General features: G+C 69.0%; 19 protein-coding genes. 11 read left to right on the forward strand and 8 right to left on the reverse strand.

Going from position 1 to position 19840, the window contains the following annotated elements; translation table 11 throughout:
* Positions 1-11 precede the first annotated feature (11 nt).
* The 3 genes from DFS13_RS20215 to DFS13_RS20225 all read left to right on the forward strand — a co-directional run bounded on the left by DFS13_RS20215 (position 12) and on the right by DFS13_RS20225 (position 3188).
* On the forward strand, positions 12-1316 hold the full coding sequence (locus DFS13_RS20215; RefSeq protein WP_069353911.1) for an endoribonuclease L-PSP: 1305 nt from the start codon (positions 12-14) through the stop codon (positions 1314-1316).
* Between the two features lie 125 nt (positions 1317-1441).
* On the forward strand, positions 1442-2224 hold the full coding sequence (locus tag DFS13_RS20220) for a glycosyltransferase family 2 protein (protein ID WP_012492410.1): 783 nt from the start codon (positions 1442-1444) through the stop codon (positions 2222-2224).
* A gap of 202 nt (positions 2225-2426) precedes the next feature.
* A complete protein-coding gene (locus DFS13_RS20225) occupies positions 2427-3188 on the forward strand; it encodes a M48 family metalloprotease (protein WP_006477817.1) in 762 nt (253 codons plus the stop codon).
* Between the two features lie 111 nt (positions 3189-3299).
* Here DFS13_RS20225 and DFS13_RS20230 read toward each other — a convergent pair whose 3' ends face one another.
* The 4 genes from DFS13_RS20230 to DFS13_RS20245 are packed head-to-tail and all read right to left on the reverse strand — an operon-like array spanning position 3300 to position 8010.
* Complete coding sequence (locus tag DFS13_RS20230) at positions 3300-5000, reverse strand: lactate permease LctP family transporter (RefSeq protein ID WP_111442046.1); 1701 nt, start codon at positions 4998-5000, stop codon at positions 3300-3302.
* 48 nt (positions 5001-5048) lie between these two features.
* The gene (locus DFS13_RS20235; protein WP_111442047.1) at positions 5049-6494 is read right to left on the reverse strand and encodes a LutB/LldF family L-lactate oxidation iron-sulfur protein; all 1446 of its coding nucleotides are present in this window, start codon (positions 6492-6494) and stop codon (positions 5049-5051) included.
* Complete coding sequence (locus DFS13_RS20240) at positions 6491-7216, reverse strand: lactate utilization protein C (protein ID WP_111442048.1); 726 nt, start codon at positions 7214-7216, stop codon at positions 6491-6493. Before DFS13_RS20240 ends, DFS13_RS20235 begins: the two co-directional genes overlap by 4 nt.
* Positions 7213-8010: a (Fe-S)-binding protein gene (locus DFS13_RS20245; protein ID WP_006497401.1), complete on the reverse strand. Its 798-nt coding sequence runs from the start codon at positions 8008-8010 to the stop codon at positions 7213-7215. The genes DFS13_RS20240 and DFS13_RS20245 overlap by 4 nt, the downstream gene beginning before the upstream one ends.
* Positions 8011-8138: 128 nt before the next feature.
* On the opposite strand from DFS13_RS20245, the gene DFS13_RS20250 reads away from it, so the two are divergent.
* The 3 genes from DFS13_RS20250 (at position 8139) to DFS13_RS20260 (ending at position 11694) form a co-directional block, all read left to right on the forward strand.
* Complete coding sequence (locus tag DFS13_RS20250) at positions 8139-8855, forward strand: FadR/GntR family transcriptional regulator (RefSeq protein ID WP_012492411.1); 717 nt, start codon at positions 8139-8141, stop codon at positions 8853-8855.
* 202 nt (positions 8856-9057) lie between these two features.
* Positions 9058-10680 (forward strand): phospholipase D family protein, encoded by a 1623-nt coding sequence (locus tag DFS13_RS20255; protein ID WP_006497399.1) that lies wholly within the window; start codon positions 9058-9060, stop codon positions 10678-10680.
* A gap of 240 nt (positions 10681-10920) precedes the next feature.
* Positions 10921-11694, forward strand: coding sequence for a class II aldolase/adducin family protein (locus DFS13_RS20260; RefSeq protein WP_109341170.1), 774 nt, complete (start codon positions 10921-10923; stop codon positions 11692-11694).
* Positions 11695-11724: 30 nt separating this feature from the next.
* Here DFS13_RS20260 and DFS13_RS20265 read toward each other — a convergent pair whose 3' ends face one another.
* Entirely contained in the window at positions 11725-12726 is a 1002-nt protein-coding gene (locus DFS13_RS20265) for a hypothetical protein (RefSeq protein WP_060214811.1), read from the reverse strand.
* Positions 12727-12801: 75 nt separating this feature from the next.
* Between DFS13_RS20265 and DFS13_RS40865 the strand changes: the two genes are divergently transcribed.
* The 3 genes from DFS13_RS40865 (at position 12802) to DFS13_RS20280 (ending at position 14702) form a co-directional block, all read left to right on the forward strand.
* On the forward strand, positions 12802-13017 hold the full coding sequence (locus tag DFS13_RS40865; protein ID WP_241308563.1) for a hypothetical protein: 216 nt from the start codon (positions 12802-12804) through the stop codon (positions 13015-13017).
* 198 nt (positions 13018-13215) lie between these two features.
* The gene (locus tag DFS13_RS20275; RefSeq protein WP_111442049.1) at positions 13216-13650 is read left to right on the forward strand and encodes a CHRD domain-containing protein; all 435 of its coding nucleotides are present in this window, start codon (positions 13216-13218) and stop codon (positions 13648-13650) included.
* A gap of 89 nt (positions 13651-13739) precedes the next feature.
* Positions 13740-14702 (forward strand): alpha/beta hydrolase, encoded by a 963-nt coding sequence (locus tag DFS13_RS20280; protein ID WP_006497395.1) that lies wholly within the window; start codon positions 13740-13742, stop codon positions 14700-14702.
* Here DFS13_RS20280 and DFS13_RS20285 read toward each other — a convergent pair.
* Complete coding sequence (locus DFS13_RS20285; protein WP_006497394.1) at positions 14672-15514, reverse strand: EcsC family protein; 843 nt, start codon at positions 15512-15514, stop codon at positions 14672-14674. The genes DFS13_RS20280 and DFS13_RS20285 overlap by 31 nt on opposite strands.
* Before the next feature lie 106 nt (positions 15515-15620).
* Here DFS13_RS20285 and DFS13_RS20290 point away from each other — a divergent pair, with 106 nt between their 5' ends.
* Positions 15621-17216, forward strand: coding sequence for an MDR family MFS transporter (locus DFS13_RS20290; RefSeq protein WP_048987449.1), 1596 nt, complete (start codon positions 15621-15623; stop codon positions 17214-17216).
* 58 nt (positions 17217-17274) lie between these two features.
* Positions 17275-17721, forward strand: a complete 447-nt coding sequence (locus tag DFS13_RS20295; RefSeq protein WP_006487928.1) for a MarR family winged helix-turn-helix transcriptional regulator — start codon at positions 17275-17277, stop codon at positions 17719-17721.
* Between the two features lie 67 nt (positions 17722-17788).
* Here the strand turns inward: DFS13_RS20295 and DFS13_RS20300 are convergent, their stop codons facing one another.
* Positions 17789-18370 (reverse strand): DJ-1/PfpI family protein, encoded by a 582-nt coding sequence (locus tag DFS13_RS20300; RefSeq protein WP_006487930.1) that lies wholly within the window; start codon positions 18368-18370, stop codon positions 17789-17791.
* A 157-nt stretch (positions 18371-18527) separates the two neighbouring features.
* The gene (locus tag DFS13_RS20305; protein WP_034201374.1) at positions 18528-19808 is read right to left on the reverse strand and encodes an amino acid deaminase; all 1281 of its coding nucleotides are present in this window, start codon (positions 19806-19808) and stop codon (positions 18528-18530) included.
* Positions 19809-19840 lie beyond the last annotated feature (32 nt).

Raw genomic sequence — 19840 nt, forward strand, 5'->3', positions numbered from 1 at the left:
AACGCAACGCGGTGCAGGGCCGCGTGATCGCGCGGCCCGTGCCGCATCGTGAGGAAATCGAAGTGTCCGTGCATCCAGTCGACGCCGAACGGCGTCCGTGTCCGATGTTGCCCGCCGCCGCGCCTGCGGCCGCGCCGTTCGCGCACGGCGGCGGCCGCGCGCTGCGGCTCGTCCAGGCGAGCCATGCGAGGCTCGTCGCGCTGCTGCACGATGCGCGCGGCCGGGATGACGGATTCGATCGCGTGTTTCCCGGCGCGCTGGGCGCGGTGTGCATCGGCGCGGCGGGAACACCGGACGCATCGCGCGCGGCCGCCATGGCGCGGATGCTGACCGATGCCGCGCCCGGCCTGCCGGTCGCACCGGTACAGATGGCGCTGCTCGGCGCCGACGTCGCACCGGACGATGCGGTCTGCGAAGTGTGGCAATGCGATGCGCACGACCTGCGCAGCGAACGGCGCGGTGCGCTGCATTACCGCTACAGCGAAGCGGCGGGGCTCGTGTTCGGCAGCCTCGTCGTGCACGAGACGGATGCGGCGTACGATGCGCGGCGCGACGGCGGCACGCCGCTCGAACGCGCGACGTTCGACGCGTACCGCGCGCTGTTCGAGCTGCTCGATACGCTGGGCATGCCGCATCCGCTGCGGATCTGGAACACCGTGCCGGCAATCAATGCGGTGCAGTTCGGGATCGAGCGCTATCGTCAGTTCAATATCGGCCGTCAGCAGGCGTTCGACGCGTGCCGCCGCGCACTGACGGGCGGCGTGCCGGCGGCGTGCGCGCTCGGCTCGGTCGTGCCGGTCGCCGGCGATGCGTCGCCGGCCGCGCCGCTCGCGATCCATTTCCTCGCGAGCCGCACGCCGGCCGATTCCATCGAGAATCCGCGCCAGGTGAGCGCCTATCACTATCCGGCGCAGTACGGCCCGCGCGCGCCGACGTTCGCGCGCGCCGCCGCGTGGGCCGACGGCGACGCGACGCCGGTGCTGTTCGTCTCGGGCACCGCGAGCATCGTCGGGCACCGCACCGTGCATCGCGGCGACGTCGTCGCGCAGACGCGCGAGACGGTCGCGAACCTCGCGGCGGTGCTCGAGCAGGCCGCGCGGCAGGGGCACGGCCCGTTCTCGCTCGCGGACCTCGGCTATCGCGTCTACGTGCGCGATGCAGGCGACCCCGCGGCGCTGGCCGCGATCGGCCGCGTGCTGCGCGAGGCCGCCGGTCCTCACGTGCGGCCGCTGTTCGTGCATGCGGACGTGTGCCGCGACGACCTGCTGGTCGAGATCGAGGCCAGCGCCGGTCATGCGATGGAGTGGCTGTCATGAAGCGCGAGAGCCTCACGATCCGGCCACCGGTCGGGCAGGCGGCCGGGGTCGACGAAGCGTGCCGGCGTTCGTCGGCCGGTCATACACTTTTGTCAGGATCCCCGTCTTCGTCATCGGCTGTTTCCATGTTCAAGCTGCACGCGTCGCCCACTCATCTCGTCCTGATTCCGAGCTACAACCCGGGCGCCAAGGTCGACACGACCGTGCGCCATGCGCGCGCGCAGTGGAACCCGGTGTGGGTCGTCGTCGACGGCAGCACCGACGGCAGCGCCGAACGGCTGCAGGCGATGGCCGAGCGCGATCCCGGCTTGCGCGTGATCGTGCTGCCGGAGAATCGCGGCAAGGGCGCCGCGGTGCTCGCGGGGCTCGACGCGGCGGCCGCGAGCGGCTTCACGCACGTGCTGACGATGGATTCCGACGGCCAGCATCCGGCCGACCTGATTCCCGCCTTCATGGCGGCATCGCAGGCCGCGCCCGACGCGATGGTGCTCGGCGTGCCGAAGTTCGACGCGAGCGCGCCGCAGTTGCGCGTGCAGGGGCGCCGGCTGTCGAACGCGTGGGCCGACCTCGAGACGCTGTGGGCCGGGATCGGCGATTCGCTGTACGGTTTTCGCGTGTATCCGGTCGCGCCGCTGGCGGCGATCATGCGGCGCCAGCCGTGGATGCGCGGCTTCGACTTCGATCCCGAAGCCGCCGTGCGGCTGTGCTGGGCCGGCGTGCGGCCGATCCGCATCGACGCGCCGGTGCGCTATTTCGGCCGGGACGAAGGCGGCGTGTCGCACTTTCACTACGGCCGCGACAACGCGCTGCTCGCGTGGATGCACCTGCGCCTGTTCGCCGGCTTCGCGATGCGGCTGCCGATGCTGGTCGCCCGGCGTCTGACGCGGCGGCGCGACCAGACGGCCTGAGCGAAGAGCCGGCCGTTTCCTTCGCGGCTGCCGCCCCGCGTGCGGCGATTACCCTGCTTTTCGTCGCCAATCCGGTGCCGGATCGCCACGTCATGTCAATCCACCGAGTAATGAACGTGTCATCCGATGTAAACATCTGGTAATTTTCTGCCGGATTATGCAAAATCGCCGCTCCCAAATACAACTATCGAGGGATTCCGGGATGCAACTCAAGAAAGCGGTGGCGGCGTGTGGCGTGGCGTTCCTGTTGAGCGCATGCGGCGGGGTACAGAGCCTTGACGCGAACAGCCTGACGTCGGCGGGGACCAACCTGTACAAGGCAGCGACGCTGTCGGACAGCGACATCGCCGCGCTGTCGAACGAATCGTGCAAGTCGAGCGACGCCGAATCGAAGATCGCGCCGGCGAACAGCGCCTACGCGAAGCGCCTGACGAAGGTGATGAAGGGCTTCGGCGACATGACGCTGAACGGCCAGAAGATCAACTACAAGGTCTACCTGACCAAGGACGTCAACGCGTGGGCGATGGGCAACGGCTGCGTGCGCGTGTACAGCGGCCTGATGGACATGATGAACGACGACGAGCTGCGCGGCGTGATCGGCCATGAAATGGGCCACGTCGCACTCGGCCACTCGAAGAAGGCGATGCAGACCGCATACGCGGTGAGCGCGGCGCGCAGCGCGGCCGGCGCGGCCTCGCCGGGCGTGGCGGCACTGTCGAGCTCGCAGCTCGGCGACATCACCGAGAAGTTCATCAACGCGCAGTTCTCGCAGTCGCAGGAAAGCGCGGCCGACGACTACTCGTTCGACCTGATGAAGCAGAAGGGCATGAGCCAGAAGGGCCTCGTCACCGGCTTCCAGAAGCTCGCGCAGATGGACGGCGGCCAGAGCTCGATGATGAGCTCGCACCCGTCGTCGGCGAGCCGCGCGCAGCACATCCAGGATCGCATCGCGAAGGGCAGCTGATCACGCGGCGGAGCGCCGGCCGTTAGCGCTGGCGATCGGCAAGCGACATGAAAAACCCCACGCTCGTGGTTCGGGCGTGGGGTTTTGTTTTGGGCCGTGCCTGCGCGCCGCTTACGGCACCATCCCCGGCAGCACGTACGCCTGCACGAGCGTGATCAGCCCGACGATCACCGCGAACAGCAGGCTGTGCCGCACCGTGAAGCGGAACAGCTCGGATTCCTTGCCGACGAGGCCCGTCGCCGCGCACGCGACCGCGATCGATTGCGGCGAGATCATCTTCGCGGTCACGCCGCCCGTCGTGTTCGCGGCGACCGCGAGCGTCTCCGGCACGCCGAGCTGATGGGCGGTGGCCTGCTGCAGCGAGCAGAACAGCGCGTTCGACGACGTGTCCGAGCCGGTCAGGAACACGCCGAGCCAGCCGAGGAACGGCGAGAAGAACGGGAACGCTGCGCCGGTCCCGGCCAGCATCAGCGCGAGCGTCGACGACATCCCCGAGTAGTTCGCGACGAACGCGAACGCGAGCACGAGGCCGATCGACAGGATCGGGCGCGTCAGTTCAGTCAGCGTCTCGCCGAACGTGACGCAGGCGTCGCGCGGCTTCATCCGCAACAGCGCCATCGAGATCAGCGCGGTCACGAGAATCGCGCTGCCGACCGCCGACACGAGATCGATCTTCAGCACCGCGTCGAGCGCCTTCGGCGTCGCGGCGATCGGCGCGGTCTTCACGACGAGCTGGTCGAGCCCGGCCACGTGAAATTTCAGCACGGTCGACGCGAGCGCGCCGTGCGCGGCGAACAGCGCCTTGAACGGTGCGATGCTCCACACGGTGACGACGGCCGTCAGGATCAGGAACGGCGACCACGCGCGCACGGTCTGCGCGAGCGTGTACGGCGACGGCTGGCGGCTCGTGCCGGAGCCGTTGCCGCCTGTACCGAACCCCGTGAGCGCCGCACCGCCGCCGGACGCGACGATGCTGCCCGCCGTCTGCTTCGCGCGGCTCGGCTGCCAGACCTTCAGGAACGCGGCGAGCGCGACGAGGCTGACGAGCGACGACGTGATGTCCGGCAGCTCGGGCCCGATGTGGTTCGACGTGAAGTACTGCGTCACCGCGAAGCTGCCGCCCGCCACGAGCGCGGCCGGCCAGGTCTGCCGCACGCCGCGCAGCCCGTCCATCATGAACACGAGCCAGAACGGCACCGCGAGCGACAGCAGCGGCAACTGGCGGCCGGCCATCGCGCCGATGTGGAACGCATCGATGCCCGTCACCTGCCCGGCGACGATGATCGGGATGCCCATCGCGCCGAACGCGACCGGCGCGGTATTCGCGATCAGGCACAGCCCGGCCGCGTGCAGCGGCTTGAAGCCGAGGCCGACGAGCAGCGCGGCGGTGATCGCGACGGGCGCGCCGAAGCCGGCCGCGCCTTCGAGGAACGCGCCGAACGAGAAGCCGATCAGCAGCATTTGCAGGCGCTGGTCGTCGGTGATCGACAGCACGGACGCGCGGATGATGTCGAACTGGCCGGTCTTCACGACGATCTTGTACAGGAACACGGCCGCGACGATGATCCACGCGATCGGCCACAGGCCGTACGCGAAGCCGAAACCGGCGGCCGCGAGCGCCTGCGGCACGGGCATCCCGTACGCGAGAATCGCGACGCCGAGCGACAGCAGCAGCGTGATCGCGGCCGCGACGTGGCCCTTCATCCGCAGCGCGGCCAGCGCGACGAAAAAGAAGATGATCGGAATCGCGGCGACGAACGCCGACAGCCCGAGGCTGCCGAGCGGGGTGTAGATCTGGTGCCAAACCTGCATGGGTGTCTCCTCCATGGATTTATCGGGGTACGGGTTTGAAAGCGGGTGCTATTCGGGCTGGCCGCGTGCGCGCAGCAGGTCGGACAGGCTGCGCGGCGCCGGTTCGAGCGGCGTGCGGTGCTGCGTCCAGCCCATCTGTTTCGCGGGCGTCAGCGCGCGCAGGCGCGTCGCGGTCCAGCGGAAGGCGCGGTACGCACGCGGATGCGCGAACGCACCCGACCAGAAGCGCCACACGAGTTCTTCCGCGCGGTGGTAGTTCGCGCCCTGGCCGCGCAACGGATGCGCGACCGGCTCGTCGGGCTTGCGGTTCGCTTCGGTGCGCAGCCGCACGAGCAGTTGCGGGATCGGGATCCGCACCGGGCACACCTCGCCGCAGGCGCCGCACAGCGTCGACGCGGTCGGCAGGTCGGCCGTCGCGTCGAGGCCGAGCAGGTGCGGCGAGATGATCTTGCCGATCGGGCCCGGGTAGGTCGTGCCGTACGCGTGGCCGCCGATGCGCGTATAGACGGGGCAGTGATTCATGCACGCGCCGCAGCGGATGCACTGCAGCGTCGCGCGCAGTTGTTCGTCCGCGTACGCCTGCGTGCGGCCGTTGTCGAGCAGCACGAGATGCAGCTCGCGCGGGCCGTCGCGTTCGCCGTCGCGGCGCGGGCCGGAGATCAGGTTGAAGTAGGTCGTGATCGCCTGGCCGGTGGCCGAGCGCGTGAGCAGGCTCGACAGCGGCACGATGTGCTCGAGCTTCTCGACGACCTTCTCGATTCCCATGATCGCCACGTGCGTGTCGGGCACCGTCGTCGACAGGCGGCCGTTGCCTTCGTTCTCGACGAGCCACAGCGTGCCCGTGTCGGCGGCCGCGAAGTTCACGCCCGACAGGCCGATGTCGGCCTCGGCGAACGCACGGCGCAGCGCGCGCCGGCCGGTCTGGATCAGTTCGTCGACGTCTTCCGTGTAGCGCGTGCCGGGCAGGTGCGCCGCGAACAGTTCGGCGATGTCGCCGCGGGTCTTGTGGATCGCCGGCATCACGATATGCGACGGCTTTTCGTCCGCGAGCTGCACGATGAATTCGCCCATGTCGGATTCGATGCAGTCGACGCCGTGCTCCGCGAGGTAATGGTTCAGCTCGATTTCCTCGCTCGCCATCGACTTGCCCTTGATCACGCGGCGCGCCTTCTTTGCCTGCGCGATGCCGAGCACGATCGCGTTCGCGTCGGCGGCGGTCTCGGCCCAGTGCACGTGCACGCCGGCTTCGGTGAGCTTCGTCTCCAGCCGTTCGAGCAGCACGGGCAGTTGCGCGAGCGCATGCTGCCGCACGGCTTCGCCGAGATCGCGCAACCGTTGCAGCTCGGTGTCGTCGGGGAACTGCGTCGCACGCTTGCCCTGCAGGAAGTCCATCGCGCCGCGAAAGCTCTGGCGCAGCGCCGGATCGTCGAGCGCGGCGCGCGCACGGGTCTTGAAGTCGCCGGGGGCGACGAATTGCAGCGGGTGGTTGCTCATCGCGGCAGGTCCTCACAGGCGGGGGCGGCCGGCGGCGCGGCCGAATCGGTGACGATCACGACCCACAGGCGGCGCGGGCCGTGTGCGCCATAGGCGAGCGTCTGCTGGATGTCGGACGTCTTCGACGGGCCCGATACCAGCACGAGATTGGTCGGCATGCCGGCTTGCCAGCGCTCCGCGTGCACGGCGGCGTGCAGGTCCGCATGCACCGTGTTCGCGTGAACGAGCGCGATGTGCAGCGGCGGCACCAGCGACACCGTGCGCGGCGTGCCGGCATCGGGCGCGAGCACGATGGTGCCGGTGGCCGCGATGCCCGAGCGCGCGACGGTGAAGCCGGCGTCGATCGTGTCGAACAGTTCGGCCTTCCATGCGTCGATCGGCCGGTCGAACGGTACGGGTGCGACCGTCCCGGGCAGCGCGCGGGCGAGCGCCGCGGATTCGGCGCGGACCGGGTCGAGCAGCAGGCGGCGCACGCCGGCGTCGGCGAGCCGCGCGGCCAGCTGCGCGGGCCATGCGTCGGCGCTCGCGCACCAGACGTCCGCGTGCGAGGCGGCGAGCGCGGTCTGCATCGTCTGCGCGAGCGCCAGAGGATCGGGCGCGACCCGCGTACGCCGTGCCGCGTAGTGTGAGTCGATGCGCGCGTCGAGTGCAGCGGCCGCGTTCGTCGCGACATCCGGGGCGGCTGCGCGCAGCCGCGCGAGGATCGCGTTGCGCGCGCTCATTGCGACTCTCCGCGCAGCGAGCCGGCGCCGGCCGTGCGGCGCCACAGGAAGCTCGCGAGATGTTCGACCGGCAGCGGCGCGCCGGCCTTGGCCGCAGCGTGGCCGATGTTCAGCAGGCAGCCGCAGTCCGCGGACACGAGCCGGTCGCAGCCGGTCGCGCAGGCCGACGCGACCTTGTCGCGCACCATCGCGCCGGAGATGTCCGGATGCTTCAGCGAGAACGTGCCGCCGAAGCCGCAGCATTCGGATTCGCGTTCGTGTTCGATGCGCGTCACACCCGGCAGCGCGTCGACGAGCGCGACGCCGTGCATGCGCGTGCCCATCTCGCGCCGCGCCGCGCACGACGTGTGCAGCACGACGCGTTCGTCGGGCCCGGCGCCGGCCGCGATCGCGTCGAGCCGTACGTCGAGCACGTGGACGAGGAATTCGGCGAGTTCGTAGGTCCGCTCCGCGATCGCGCGCGCCTTCGGGCCGTGAACGGGATCGTCGGCGAACAGCGCCGGCCAGTGGTGCCGGATCATGCCCGCGCACGAGCCGGACGGCACGATCACCGGCCACGGTTGCGCGAACAGGTCGAGCTGCGCGGCCGCGACGCGGCGCGCTTCGTCGGGATTGCCGCTGCTGTAGGCCGGTTGCCCGCAGCAGCTCTGGCCGCGTGGATAGTGGACCGTCAGGCCCTCGCGTTCCAGCAGGCGGACCGCGTCGAGCCCCGCTTCGGGGACGAACAGGTCGACCAGGCAGGTCGCGAACAGATAGACGTGCGCGGGGGCGGTGGGGTACGGCCTTGGGTTCATGTCTCGCTCCAGAGGCGACGGCCCGGCATGCGGAGCGTCGATTTCGCTGCATAATTCCCGCGTCCGCGCCGTAGCTCAAATTGGTTGGGCCAATCGGTGCGGCACGCATTCTGCGGGGAGACGCGACGATGGCAGCGATGACGGCACGGGGCCGGACCGAAGTGGTGATGCGCAAGATCGAGACGGCGCTGCTCGACGGCACGTGGCCGGCCGGCGCGCGGCTGCCGGCCGAGCGCGTGCTCGCGCAGCAGTACGGCGTCGCGCGCAATACGGTGCGCGAGGCGACCCAGCGGCTCGTCGCGCGCGGGCTGCTGCAGAGCCGGCGCGGCGCGGGCGTCTACGCGACGGACCAGTTGCGCGCCGGCATCGCGTCGCCGTGGGGCCAGCTGGTCGCCGATCATCCGGCGCTGCGCGACGACATCCTCGAATTCCGCCGCGTGCTGGAAGGGGCGACCGCCTATTTCGCCGCGCTGCGGGCCGATGCGAACGACCGGCGCCGGATCCGCGCGCTGCTGCGCGAGCTCGAAACCGCGCACGCGAACGACGACGCGGCCGTCGAGGCCGCGACCGACGCGAAGCTGCACGAGGCGATCGCGCTCGCGTCGCACAACACGATGTTCCTGCACCTGCATACGAGCGTGATCGGAATGTTGCGCGAGCACATTTCGATCAACGTGGCCGGGATGACGATGGAGGACGAGCAGGCATCCGAGTTGCTCTTGCTGCAGCACCGGGTCGTGTGCGAGGCGATCTGCGCGCAGCGGCCCGAGGAGGCGCGCACCGCGATGCAGACGCATATCGACTATGTGCGCAGCCATTTCGAACGCAGCGGCGATACGTCGTGAGATTGGTCGGACCAGTGACGGCGGCAGCCCGCGCGGCGGCCGGTCGCGCATCGCGCGCCACCCTGCCCGGCGCGCGGTGCGGCTGCGCGGCCCGCGCGATTGACCGGTTCGTCGGGCGCCTACTAGAATCGACCGGAACCGCTTGTCAGCCGCGCGCCGCGGCGATGACGTGCCCATTGATCCGACTGTCGAGGAAGCTTCCGTGCTCACGTCCTTGATCCGGCGCGCACCGGTCGCGCTGTCGTGGCGCGCCGCCTGCCGCCAGGCCCGCGCGCTGGTCGTCTGCGCGCTGCTGCCGCTCGCCGCGTGCGCGACGCATCCGCCCGCCACCTCGCTCGATCGCCCGGTCTCCCACGCGTTGTCCGCCGATACCGCGACGCCGCTGCGCGATGCGCTGGCCGCGCCGGAAGCCGCGCATCCGGGGCAGTCGGGCTTCCGGCTGCTCGCCGACGGCGCCATCGCGTTGCAGATGCGCATCGCGCTCGCGCGAGCGGCGACGAAGACGCTCGACATGCAGTACTACATCGCGACCGAGGATACGACCGGCAAGCTGCTGCTCGGCGCCGCGCTGTACGCGGCCGATCGCGGCGTACGCGTGCGGATGCTGGTCGACGACCTGAACTTCGACGATATCGACCGCGTGATGGCCGCGCTGAATACGCACCGGAACATCGAGATCCGCGTGTTCAACCCGTTCGGCGCGTCGCAGCGCGGCATGGTCGAGCGCACGACCAACTTCTTCACGCGGATCGACAGCTTCACGCGCCGGATGCACAACAAGGCGATGATCGCCGACAACCAGATCGCGATCGTCGGCGGCCGCAATCTCGGCGACGAATACTTCAGCGCGAGCCCGACGCTGCAGTTCCGCGATCTCGACGTGCTCGCGGCCGGCCCGGTGACGAACGACATCTCGAAGAGCTTCGACGACTACTGGGCGAGCGCGAGCAGCTATCCGTTGCGCGTGCTCAATCATCAGACGTTCGATCCGAAGGATCTCGACGCGATGCGCGACGAGCTGCGCGACCACTGGCGCAAGAACGCCGATCCGTACAACGCGAAACCGCTGAACGCGACGCCGCTCGCCCGGCAGATCGCGCGCGACGAACTCGAGCTCGTGTGGGCGCCGGCCGAATTCGAGGTCGATGCGCCGGACAAGGTCGCGCGGCCGACCGGCACCTACGTGAGCCCGCCGATGCAGCGCCTGGCCGAGCTGACGCGCGGCGCGCAGAAGGAATTCCTCGCGTTCTCGCCGTACTTCGTGCCGCACGACGCCGGTGTGAAGATCCTCGGCGACACGACCGCGCGCGGCGTGCGCGTCGCGATCGTCACGAATTCGCTCGCGGCGACCGACGCGGTCGCGGTGCAGGCCGGCTATGCGCCGTATCGCGTGCCGTTGCTGCAGCGCGGCGTCGAGCTGTACGAGTTCAAGTCGCAGCCGGACCAGCAGCCCGCGCGGCTGTTCGGTTCGCGCTCGCGCGCGAGCCTTCATGCGAAGGCGTACGTGATCGACCGGCAAATCCTCGTGATCGGCTCGCTGAACCTCGACCCGCGTTCCGCGTACCTGAATACCGAGCTCGCGCTCGTGATCCACAGCCCGGTGCTCGCGCAGCAGGCCGCGGCGATCTTCGCGCGCGTGACGCAGCCGGACGAAAGCTACCGCGTCACGCTCGCGAAGCGGACCGACGGCAGCCCGCCCGCGCTCGAATGGACGGGCACCGACGGCGGCCAGCCCACCACCTATCACGTCGACCCGCATGCGGGGCTGCTGCGCAACGTGATGACGGGCATCTTCACGCTGCTGCCGGTCGACGACCAGTTGTAAGGGCGGGAACGGCTCCGGCAAAACCCGCGATACCGGTGCGCGGGGAAAGGTGATATGGTTGTGCGCGCAACGATATGTGAATCGTGAGGGCGCCGCCGGTCCGCTCGCACCATGCGGGCCGGAACGCGCCGAACGGCGTGCCGCCGCACGGGCGTGTACGCACCGCGCGCGCCGGCACACGATGGACGATGCGCGCCGCCATTCGCCCGGGGCCGCGCGCCCCCGCAACCGGAGTTCCTCATGCTACGTGTACCGAACCAGCCGTTCACGCGTCCCGCGCGCTTCTCCGAAGCCGAATGGCAGGCGCGGGTGCAGCTCGCGGCCGCCTACCGCATCTTCGATCATCTGGGCTGGACCGAGCTGATCTATAACCACATCTCGTTGCGCGTGCCCGGCGAGGACGGTCATTTCCTGATCAACCCGTTCGGGCTCCATTACCGCGAGGTATGCGCGTCGAATCTCGTGAAGATCGACATCGACGGCAACGTGATCGGTCATTCCGACTGGCCGATCAATCCGGCCGGCTTCACGTTCCACAGCGCGATCCATGCGGCGCTGCCCGATGCGCACTGCGTGATGCACGTGCACACGACGCCGACGATGGCCGTGTGCTGTTCGCGCGACGGGCTGTCGTTCTCGAATTTCTATTCGGCGCAGCTGTACGGGAAGATCGCGTATCACGACTTCGAAGGCATCACCGTGCATCTCGAGGAAGGCCGGCGCATCGTCGAGAGTGCGGGCGGGCGGCCCGTGCTGCTGTTGCGCAACCACGGACCGGTGACGATCGGTGCGACGCTCGCGCAGACGTTTTCGCTGATGTGGCTGCTCAACCGCGCATGCGAGGTGCAGGTCGCGACGCATGCGATCGGCGACGCATTGCCGATCGCGCCGCCAGTGCTCGAAGGGTGCGTGCGCGATTCGCTGAATTTCGATCCGAAGCATGGCGCGGGACAGGACGCGTTCGACGCGCTGCAGCGTATCGTCGACCGGATCGATCCGGGCTACCGCGCGTGACGCGGGCGGTAGCCTGATGAGGGTGCCGGGCTAGAACCGGTAGCCGACGCCGGCCTGGATCACGTCGGTGTCGCGGTCGTAGCGCGTGACCACGCGGTTCCAGGTGACGCGCGTGAGCCAGCGGTCGGAGATCCGGTAACTGGCCGAGATCGACACGATGCCGGAGAACCGGCCGTCACCCGGGCCCGGCTGGCCTTCGCGGTTGCGCTGGTTGACGGTGAAATACGCGCCGGCGCCGGCCGACAGCGTGACCTTGTCGTTCAGGAACGCGCGCGTGAGCCACAGCTCGGACGCGATGCCGTTGCGGCGAACCGACTGCTTCGCGCCTTCGTACATCCACGTCGCGGTCCAGTCGAGCGAACGCGTGAGGCCGCGCCGGTATTCGATGCTGCCGCCGAGCGCCGACGGCGACGAGCGGCTGTTCAGAATCGTCTCGCCGAGCATCGCCGTGACTTCGTTGTGCGTGACCTTGCGCGTGCGCGGCAACGCGGTGTCGCGCGGGCCCGGCGTGTCGGGCGCATCGAGCTGATAGCCGACGCCGAACATCACCGACGTCGTGTCGGGCCCGCCGAACACCTGCGCGCGGTTGACCTGAAGCTGCGCGATCCAGCGGTGCGACGTGTAGTACGCGGCGCGCACGCTCATCAGCACGCCCCAGCCATGCGTATTCGAGTAGCCGCGGCCTTCGGCGGCCGGCACCGTGTCGAAGTAGCGATACGGGCCCGCGCCGGCCGACAGCACCAGGCGGCGGTTCGCGAGCGGCACGCGGCCCCAGAACTGCACTGCCTGGCCGTCGCGGTGATGATTCGGAATGTGCCCTTCGTTGTACCACGTGAAGCCGAGCGCGGTATGCGGGCTCAAGCCTTCCTGGTAATCGAACGCCCAGGAATACGTGCGTTGGCCGCCGCCCCACAGCGGGCCGGTAAACAGCGCGAACTCCTGTGCGTCGGCGGGCGCGCCGTAGAGCGCGGCGACGGAGCAGAGACCGGCCACCAGCGGGCGGACACGGGCGGGGCGGGTCGGGCAGGGCATCGGGAGACGGGCCGGCACGGTTCACTTCTTTCCAGTCACGACAACACGCGGTCATTGTCCTGCGCACGAAAACACGTGTCGACCCGGCTGCGCGCAATAACGTATTACGCACATCGGGACAACATGCGGGTTGCGGTACTGGTCGACACGCGTTTCGATCGCGACGTGTGCGCGACGAAGCATGATTCGTCCTGCTTGATGATGAGCAGGGCCAAAGCGCGGCGTTTGCGCGCGGCATTCCGCTTGCCGTTCGAGACACGCAAAAAAAACGCGGCCGGGGTGGCCGCGTGAATACTCGCAGACTCCTTCGGACGAAGGAAACAAGCAACTGTGAAACGAAGTGTAGCGAAAGCCCGTGCACGGATTCAGGGGCCGTGCTGCAAAGGTCTCTTCCAGGTTTCGGCAGGCTGCCGGACCGGGCGCCGATCGACTACCATCACGGATGACGCCGCCGCCCGGGCGGCGTACCACGTCGTACAAGGAGAATCCATGCTCAAGCTGCGTTTGCTCCAGGTCGCGTTATGCGCGGGCGTGCTGGCGGCCGGCAGCGCCGCTGCCGAAACGGTGCGCCTGTCCGCCAACCTGCAGCCGTCGAGCGAAGTGCCGCCGACGGCGACCAAGGGCTCGGGCGCCGTCGCCGCCACCTACGACACGGCCACCCACATGCTGCAGTGGACGGTTACTTACGAACACCTCACGGGGCCGGCCACGGCCGCGCATTTCCACGGGCCCGCGCCGGTCGGCCAGAACGCCGGCGTGCAGGTGCCGATTCCGAAGGACGAGCTGGCGAGCCCGATCAAGGGTTCGAAGGCGCTCACCGACGCGCAGGTCACCGACCTGATGGGCGGCAAGTGGTACTTCAACATTCATACGAAGGAACACCCGTCCGGCGAGATCCGCGGCCAGGTGATGCCGGCGAACTGAGCGGCGGCGTTTGATATAGAGGCACCTGTCGAGCGACGCGGGAGCGTTCGCACGTACCATCGTCACACTGCGATGACGGAGTGCGTCCGATGAGTTGGCAAAGCAAGTTCGCCTGCTGGCTGCTGCGCTGGCAGTTTCGTCCGGAAACCATGCGCGAGGTGCTCGACCCCGCGCGTGCCCGGCGCTTCACCGACCTGCGGATGTTCGTGCCGCGCCGCCCGCCGTCGGGCTACCGGCTGCGGCAGTGCTATGGCGCCGGTGACGCGCCGCTGCGCGGCGAATGGCTCGAGCGCACCGACACGGGCGCGGGCCGCGGGCCCGGCCGCACGCTGCTGTATTTCCACGGCGGCGGTTACTACTTCTGTTCGACGAAGACCCACCGACCACTGGTGTTCGGCCTGACGAAGCGCGCGGGCGTCCGTTCGTTCTCGCTCGACTACCGGCTCGCACCCGAAAACCGTTTCCCCGCCGCGCTCGACGATGCGCTCGCCGCCTATCGGCAACTGCTGGCGCTCGGCACGCCGCCCGAATCGATCGTGCTCGGCGGCGATTCGGCGGGCGGCGGCCTCGCGCTCGCGACGCTCGTCGCGCTGCGTGATCGCGGCGAGCCGCTGCCGGCCGGCGCGATCCTGTTCTCGCCGTGGACCGACCTGGCCGGCACCGGCGGCACGATGCGCAGCAACGACGGCGTCGATCCGATGTTCGCGGCCGCGGCGCTGCCGAAGGCGGCGAAGCTGTATCTCGGCGACGAGCCCGCGACGAATCCGTACGCATCGCCGCTCTACGCGGACTTCACGGGCCTGCCGCCGCTGTACATCCAGGCCGGCAGCACAGAAGTGCTGCTCGACGATTCACGCCGCGTCGCCGAGAAGGCAAAGGCGGCCGGCGTTCAGGTCGAAATCGAGGTGTGGCCCGACATGCCGCACGTGTGGCAGCTGTACGCACCGATGGTGCCGGAAGCGCGCGACGCGCTCGATCGCGCGGCCGCGTTCCTGCGCCGCGTCGCGGTCGAGCGCGCGGTTCAGCGCGTGGGCGAGGCGTCGATCGCCTGATAGGCGGCCTTGACGGCCACCGAGCCGTACTTGCGTTCGAGCCGGCGCACGGTGAAGTGGCCGTGCGCCATCTGCTGGAAGTGGTCGATGAACAGCGTGTTGACGGTCGCGCCGAGCACGGCGCCGATCGCCGGGATCGACTTCGCGGCCATCTGTTCGGTCACCTGCACCGAGAAGCGCGAGGCCACCGTCTGCACGAGCTTGAACACGGCCGCCGAGCTGTGCGCGGCGATGCCTTTCGCCGTGATGTCCGACGACGCCTTCGAGATCGCCTGCGCGAGCGCGCCGCGCAGCACGAAATAGCCGAGATCGGCGTCTTCCTCCTGCTTGTCCGGGTTGCCGCCCATGCCGAGCACGGCCAGGCACTGCAACTGCGTATCGACCGACGTCAGGTCCTCGCCCTCGCTGCGCGCGATGTCGCACACCGAGCGGAAGATCAGCGTGGTCGTCACCGGCAGTTCGACCGGTAGCGCGAGGAAACCGAACGCGCCGCCCGCCGCGCCGGTCGTCGCGACCGCGAGCTTGTGCAGCAGGTTACTGGGTTTCTCGGGCTCCGCGTCCGGCGCCTGCGGCTTGCCGAGCGTGCGCAGCGCGATGTTCAGGCACTTGCGCAGCGCGAGCTGCGTCGCGTCGTTGATCTTGCCGGTCGCGAAGTCCGGCAGCCGCGCGATCATCTTCTCGACCGGCGCGCCGAGCACGCCCGTCAGCTTCATCGTCAGCGACGGGCTTTCCAGCACCTGTTTCGCGCGCCGCAGCGCGTCCCGATCCTCCGGCGACAGCGCCGTCGCGGGGGTGATTGAAATCGGTTCCATCTTTCTCCTTGGCCTGAGCGGGCCCTGAACCATCGCCAGCCTAGATTACTCCGGCATGCTAGAATTTTGAGATTCTTTGACTCGGCAAAAGTTGCATCGACAAAAAATGGCCGTTCACACCGCCGCCCACCATTCGAGCGGGCAAGTCCTGCCGTTCCGCGAGTCGCTGCTGGCGATGATCGGGATCTCGTTCGTCACCATGCTGGTCGCGCTGGACCAGACGGTCGTCGGCACGGCGCTGCCGACCATCGTCGCCGAACTCCGCGGCTTCGACCTGTACGCGTGGGTCGCGACCTCGTACCTGCTCAGTTCCGTGATCACGGTGCCGATCTTCGGCCGGCTCGGCGACTATTACGGCCGCAAGCCGTTCGTGATCGCGTCGATCGTCGTGTTCACCGGCGCGTCGGTGCTGTGCGGGATGGCCAACGACATGCTGACCCTCGTGCTCGCGCGCGGACTGCAGGGAATCGGCGGCGGGATGCTGGTCGGCACCGCGTTCGCGTGCATTCCCGATCTGTTCCCCGATTCCGTCGTGCGGCTGCGCTGGCAGGTGCTGATGAGTTCCGCGTTCGGCATCGCGAACGCGGTCGGCCCGTCGCTCGGCGGGTTCCTGACCCAGTCGTTCGGCTGGCGCTCGGTGTTCTACGTCAACCTGCCGATCGGCATCCTGTCGCTGATTTTCGTGTGGCGCTACCTGCCGCACCTGCGCCACGTCGAACACGATCGCAAGATGCGGCTCGACTGGCCGGGCGCGCTCTTGATCGCGCTGTCGCTCGGTGCGCTGCAACTGTTCGTCGAATGGCTGCCGAAGTACGGCGTCATGAGCTGGGCGTCGCTGCTGCTCGTCGTCGCGGTCGCGGCGGGCGTCGGCCTGTGGCACTGGGAGAAACGCTGCGCGCAACCGATTTTGCCGTTCGACATGTTCGGCAACCGTGCGCTGTCGGCGCTGTTCGTGCTCGCGATCCTCGCCGGTTTCTCGATGTTCTCGCTGCTGTTCTACGCGCCGCTGCTGTTCCAGGGCGGCTTCGGGATGTCGCCGAAGGAGGCCGGGCTCGTGATCACGCCGCTCGTCGTGTTCATCACGATCGGCAGCATCATGAACGGCCGCGTCGTCACGCGCATCCGCAACCCGAACGCAATGCTGCACGTCGGCTTCGTGCTGTTCGCCGTCGCGTGCGCGGGCATCGTCGTGGCGACCCACACGACGCCGGCCTGGATGCTGATGGCGCTGATGGTCGCAGGCGGCATCGGGCTCGGTTTCGTGTTGCCGAACCTCACCGTGTTCGCGCAGCAGACGGCCGGCCGCGAGCATCTCGGCATCGCGACGGCGCTCTTGCAGTCGCTGCGGATGGTCGGCGGGATGCTGGGCACCGCGCTGACGGGCACGCTCGTCAACCAGATGTATTCGAGCGGTGTGCGCAACGCGCTGTCGGCCGACCACGCGATGCAGTGGCACGCGCGGCTCGCCGATCCGCAGATCCTGATCGATCGCGCGGCGCAGGGCGGTCTCGTCGCGGAGTTGACGCGTGCCGGGCATAATGGCGCGCTGCTGCTGGAAGCGGCCCGCGAATCGCTGGTCGGCGCGATTCACCTGGGGGTCGCGATGGCGGCCGTCGTCGCCGTGGTGTCGGTGTGGCAGTGCCGTCGCGTGCCGCCGATCGCGCTGCGGCGCAAGATCGAACCGCACGTCGCGGCCGACTGACCGGTCAGGCGATCGAGCGATTCGACGACTCAACGATTCACCGGAACGAAATCAGCGCATGGAAGAACAGGACCGCGTCGCGATCTTGCAGCAATTCGGACGCACGTATCGCGCCTTCATGACCGCGTTCGAAGCGCACGTCGGGCAGCCGATGCCGCGCTGGCGCATCATGGTCGCGCTGCACACGATGGACGGGCATGCGTCGCAGAAGAAGCTCGTCGAAGTGCTGCGCATCGATCCGGGCGCGCTCACGCGCCAGTTGAAGTCGCTCGACGCGCTCGGCTGGATCGAGCGCGAATCGGACGCACGGGACAACCGCGTGACCAACGTCACGCTGACGGAAGCCGGCCGCGCGGCGTTCGACGCGTGCCTGCCGCGCCGCAAGGCGTTTCTCGACCAGACGATGGCGCAGTTGCCGGACGATGTGCTGAATGCGCTGTCGGGTGCGCTCGCGATGCTGGAATCGCGGATCGCGGACGTCGGGTCGACGCCGGTCGCGCGTTGATGCGCGGGGCCGGCGGTACTTGAGCGCCGCCGGCCGCCGCTTCATTTCATTCTGATCAGGTAACGGTTTACAGCTCGATGCGCGTGCCGAGCAACGCGAGGAACTGCGCGAGCCAGGCCGGATGCGCAGGCCACGCGGGCGCGGTGACGAACGGCGCGTCGGTCACGGCCGCGTCGACCGGGATGTCCGCGTATTCGCCGCCCGCGAGCTTCACTTCCGGCGCGCAGGCCGGGTAGGCCGAAATGCGCTTGCCGCGGATCACGTCGGCGGCCGCGAGCAGTTGCGCCGCGTGGCAGATCGCCGCGATCGGCTTGCCGGCCTCGGCGAACTCGCGCACGAGCGAGATCACCTTCGGATCGAGTCGCAGGTATTCGGGCGCACGGCCGCCCGCGATCGCGAGCGCGTCGTAGCGCGCCGCATCGACGTCGTCGAATGCCGCATTCAACGTGAACTGGTGGCCGGGCTTCTCGGTGTAGGTCTGGTCGCCTTCGAAATCGTGGATCGCGGTCTTGATCTTGTCGCCCGCGCGCTTGCCCGGGCAGACTGCATCGACGTGGTGGCCGACGGCCTGCAGCGCCTGGAACGGCACCATCGTTTCGTAGTCTTCGGCGAAATCGCCGGTCAGGAACAGGATCTTCTTCGCGGCCATGGCTTTCTCCAGTGAAGCAGCGTTGAAGGCCCGGTCGCGCCGTGCATGACGGCGGCGACGGGCCCTGAGGACGAAAGCGCAGTGTACTCCGGCAGATTGAAGCGCGCGTGACGGCCGCCGCGCGCGAGCGGCAGGGCGGCGTCGCGCGCGGCGTGCGTCAGAAGAACGTTTCGACGACTTCCGTCACGCGGAATTGCGGATCGAGCACCAGCACCTGGCGCCACTTGTCGAACGTCAGGCACGGGTGCGAGATGTCGAACGCGACCATGTCGCCGACCTTCACGTCCGCGCCCGGCGGGATCTGCAGGTATGCGTGCTGGTCCATCATCCCGGTGACGGCCCAGCCTTCGGTGGCGGCGACGTCGCGCGGCGCGGTGTCGCGGCCCGGGCGGAAGTGGCGCGCCGGCTCGGGCAGGCCCGCGTCGAACGCCGCGTCGCGCTTGCCGAGCGCGACGATCGCGCGATCGGGCTCCGGCACCGACTGCACGTACGCCCACAGCTGCAGCGCCGGCAGCAGCCCTTCGCCCATCGAGCGGGCGATCGGGTTGCGCGCGAACACGTCGCTCTGCGCCTTCTTGTAGATGCCGACGTCGTGCGTCAGGTAGCAGCCGGGACGCAGCACGACTTCCGCGAAGCCCGCGTCGGACGCCTTCCGGAATTCTTCCGCGACCACGTCGTACCACGCCGAACCGGCGCCGGACAGGATCGCCGGCGTGCGCGCGAAGCGGCCGGCTTCGGCCAGCTCGCGCGTGAGCGCGACCGCCTGCTGCAGGAACGCGCGGATCTCGCCTTCCTCTTTCAGCACGCCTTCATAGAGCTCGATGCCGGCCAGCTTCAGCGTGTCCGGATAGCGCGCGATCGCGGCCAGCACGGCCTCGCGCTGCGCGGCATCGCGCACGCCCGCGCGGCCGCCCGGCACGCCGAGCTCGATCAGCACGTTCAGCGACTTCTGCGCGGCGCCGAAGAAGCGGCCGAGCTGGTCGACGCTCTCCGCGGAATCGACGAGACAGAAGAACTCGAAATCGGGATCGGACAGCAGCCCCGCGATGATCGTCATGTTCTGGCGGCCGACCAGCTGGTTCGCGAGCAGCACGCGCCGCACGCCGCCGTGATACGCGGCCTGCGTCTGGTGCGCGGTCGCGAGCGTGATGCCCCACGCGCCGGCGTCGAGCTGGCGGCGGAACAGTTGCGGCGCCATCGTCGTCTTGCCGTGCGGCGCGAACTTGACGCCGTATTTCTGCACGAACGCCTGCATCCAGTTCAGGTTGTGCTCGACGCGATCCTCGTAAAGCACGGCGGCCGGCAGGCTGACGTCTTCCGCGAGCAGGTTCCATTCGAGCCGGCCCGCGTCGCCGAGCGGCACGCTCGCGCTCGGCAGATTGCCCAGGCCCTTGCCGAACGGATCGATCGTCGCTTCCTGATAGTTTGTAACTTTCATGTCATCCCGCTCCATCATCACTATGCATTGCA

It is taken from the genome of Burkholderia sp. 28_3 (genome assembly GCF_003253915.1).
Lineage (GTDB): Bacteria > Pseudomonadota > Gammaproteobacteria > Burkholderiales > Burkholderiaceae > Burkholderia > Burkholderia cenocepacia.

What these genes read in the sequence shown, in the direction of transcription:
- DFS13_RS20230 (WP_111442046.1), bottom strand. Translation starts at nt 5,000, where the DNA reads ATGCAGGTTTGGCACCAGATCTACACCCCGCTCGGCAGCCTCGGGCTG.
- DFS13_RS20265 (WP_060214811.1), bottom strand. Translation starts at nt 12,726, where the DNA reads ATGCCCTGCCCGACCCGCCCCGCCCGTGTCCGCCCGCTGGTGGCCGGT.
- DFS13_RS20300 (WP_006487930.1), bottom strand. Translation starts at nt 18,370, where the DNA reads ATGGCCGCGAAGAAGATCCTGTTCCTGACCGGCGATTTCGCCGAAGAC.
- DFS13_RS20290 (WP_048987449.1), top strand. Translation starts at nt 15,621, where the DNA reads ATGGCCGTTCACACCGCCGCCCACCATTCGAGCGGGCAAGTCCTGCCG.
- DFS13_RS20245 (WP_006497401.1), bottom strand. Translation starts at nt 8,010, where the DNA reads ATGAACCCAAGGCCGTACCCCACCGCCCCCGCGCACGTCTATCTGTTC.
- DFS13_RS20240 (WP_111442048.1), bottom strand. Translation starts at nt 7,216, where the DNA reads ATGAGCGCGCGCAACGCGATCCTCGCGCGGCTGCGCGCAGCCGCCCCG.
- DFS13_RS20260 (WP_109341170.1), top strand. Translation starts at nt 10,921, where the DNA reads ATGCTACGTGTACCGAACCAGCCGTTCACGCGTCCCGCGCGCTTCTCC.
- DFS13_RS20250 (WP_012492411.1), top strand. Translation starts at nt 8,139, where the DNA reads ATGGCAGCGATGACGGCACGGGGCCGGACCGAAGTGGTGATGCGCAAG.
- DFS13_RS20235 (WP_111442047.1), bottom strand. Translation starts at nt 6,494, where the DNA reads ATGAGCAACCACCCGCTGCAATTCGTCGCCCCCGGCGACTTCAAGACC.
- DFS13_RS20225 (WP_006477817.1), top strand. Translation starts at nt 2,427, where the DNA reads ATGCAACTCAAGAAAGCGGTGGCGGCGTGTGGCGTGGCGTTCCTGTTG.
- DFS13_RS20275 (WP_111442049.1), top strand. Translation starts at nt 13,216, where the DNA reads ATGCTCAAGCTGCGTTTGCTCCAGGTCGCGTTATGCGCGGGCGTGCTG.
- DFS13_RS20305 (WP_034201374.1), bottom strand. Translation starts at nt 19,808, where the DNA reads ATGAAAGTTACAAACTATCAGGAAGCGACGATCGATCCGTTCGGCAAG.
- DFS13_RS20295 (WP_006487928.1), top strand. Translation starts at nt 17,275, where the DNA reads ATGGAAGAACAGGACCGCGTCGCGATCTTGCAGCAATTCGGACGCACG.
- DFS13_RS20285 (WP_006497394.1), bottom strand. Translation starts at nt 15,514, where the DNA reads ATGGAACCGATTTCAATCACCCCCGCGACGGCGCTGTCGCCGGAGGAT.
- DFS13_RS20280 (WP_006497395.1), top strand. Translation starts at nt 13,740, where the DNA reads ATGAGTTGGCAAAGCAAGTTCGCCTGCTGGCTGCTGCGCTGGCAGTTT.
- DFS13_RS20220 (WP_012492410.1), top strand. Translation starts at nt 1,442, where the DNA reads ATGTTCAAGCTGCACGCGTCGCCCACTCATCTCGTCCTGATTCCGAGC.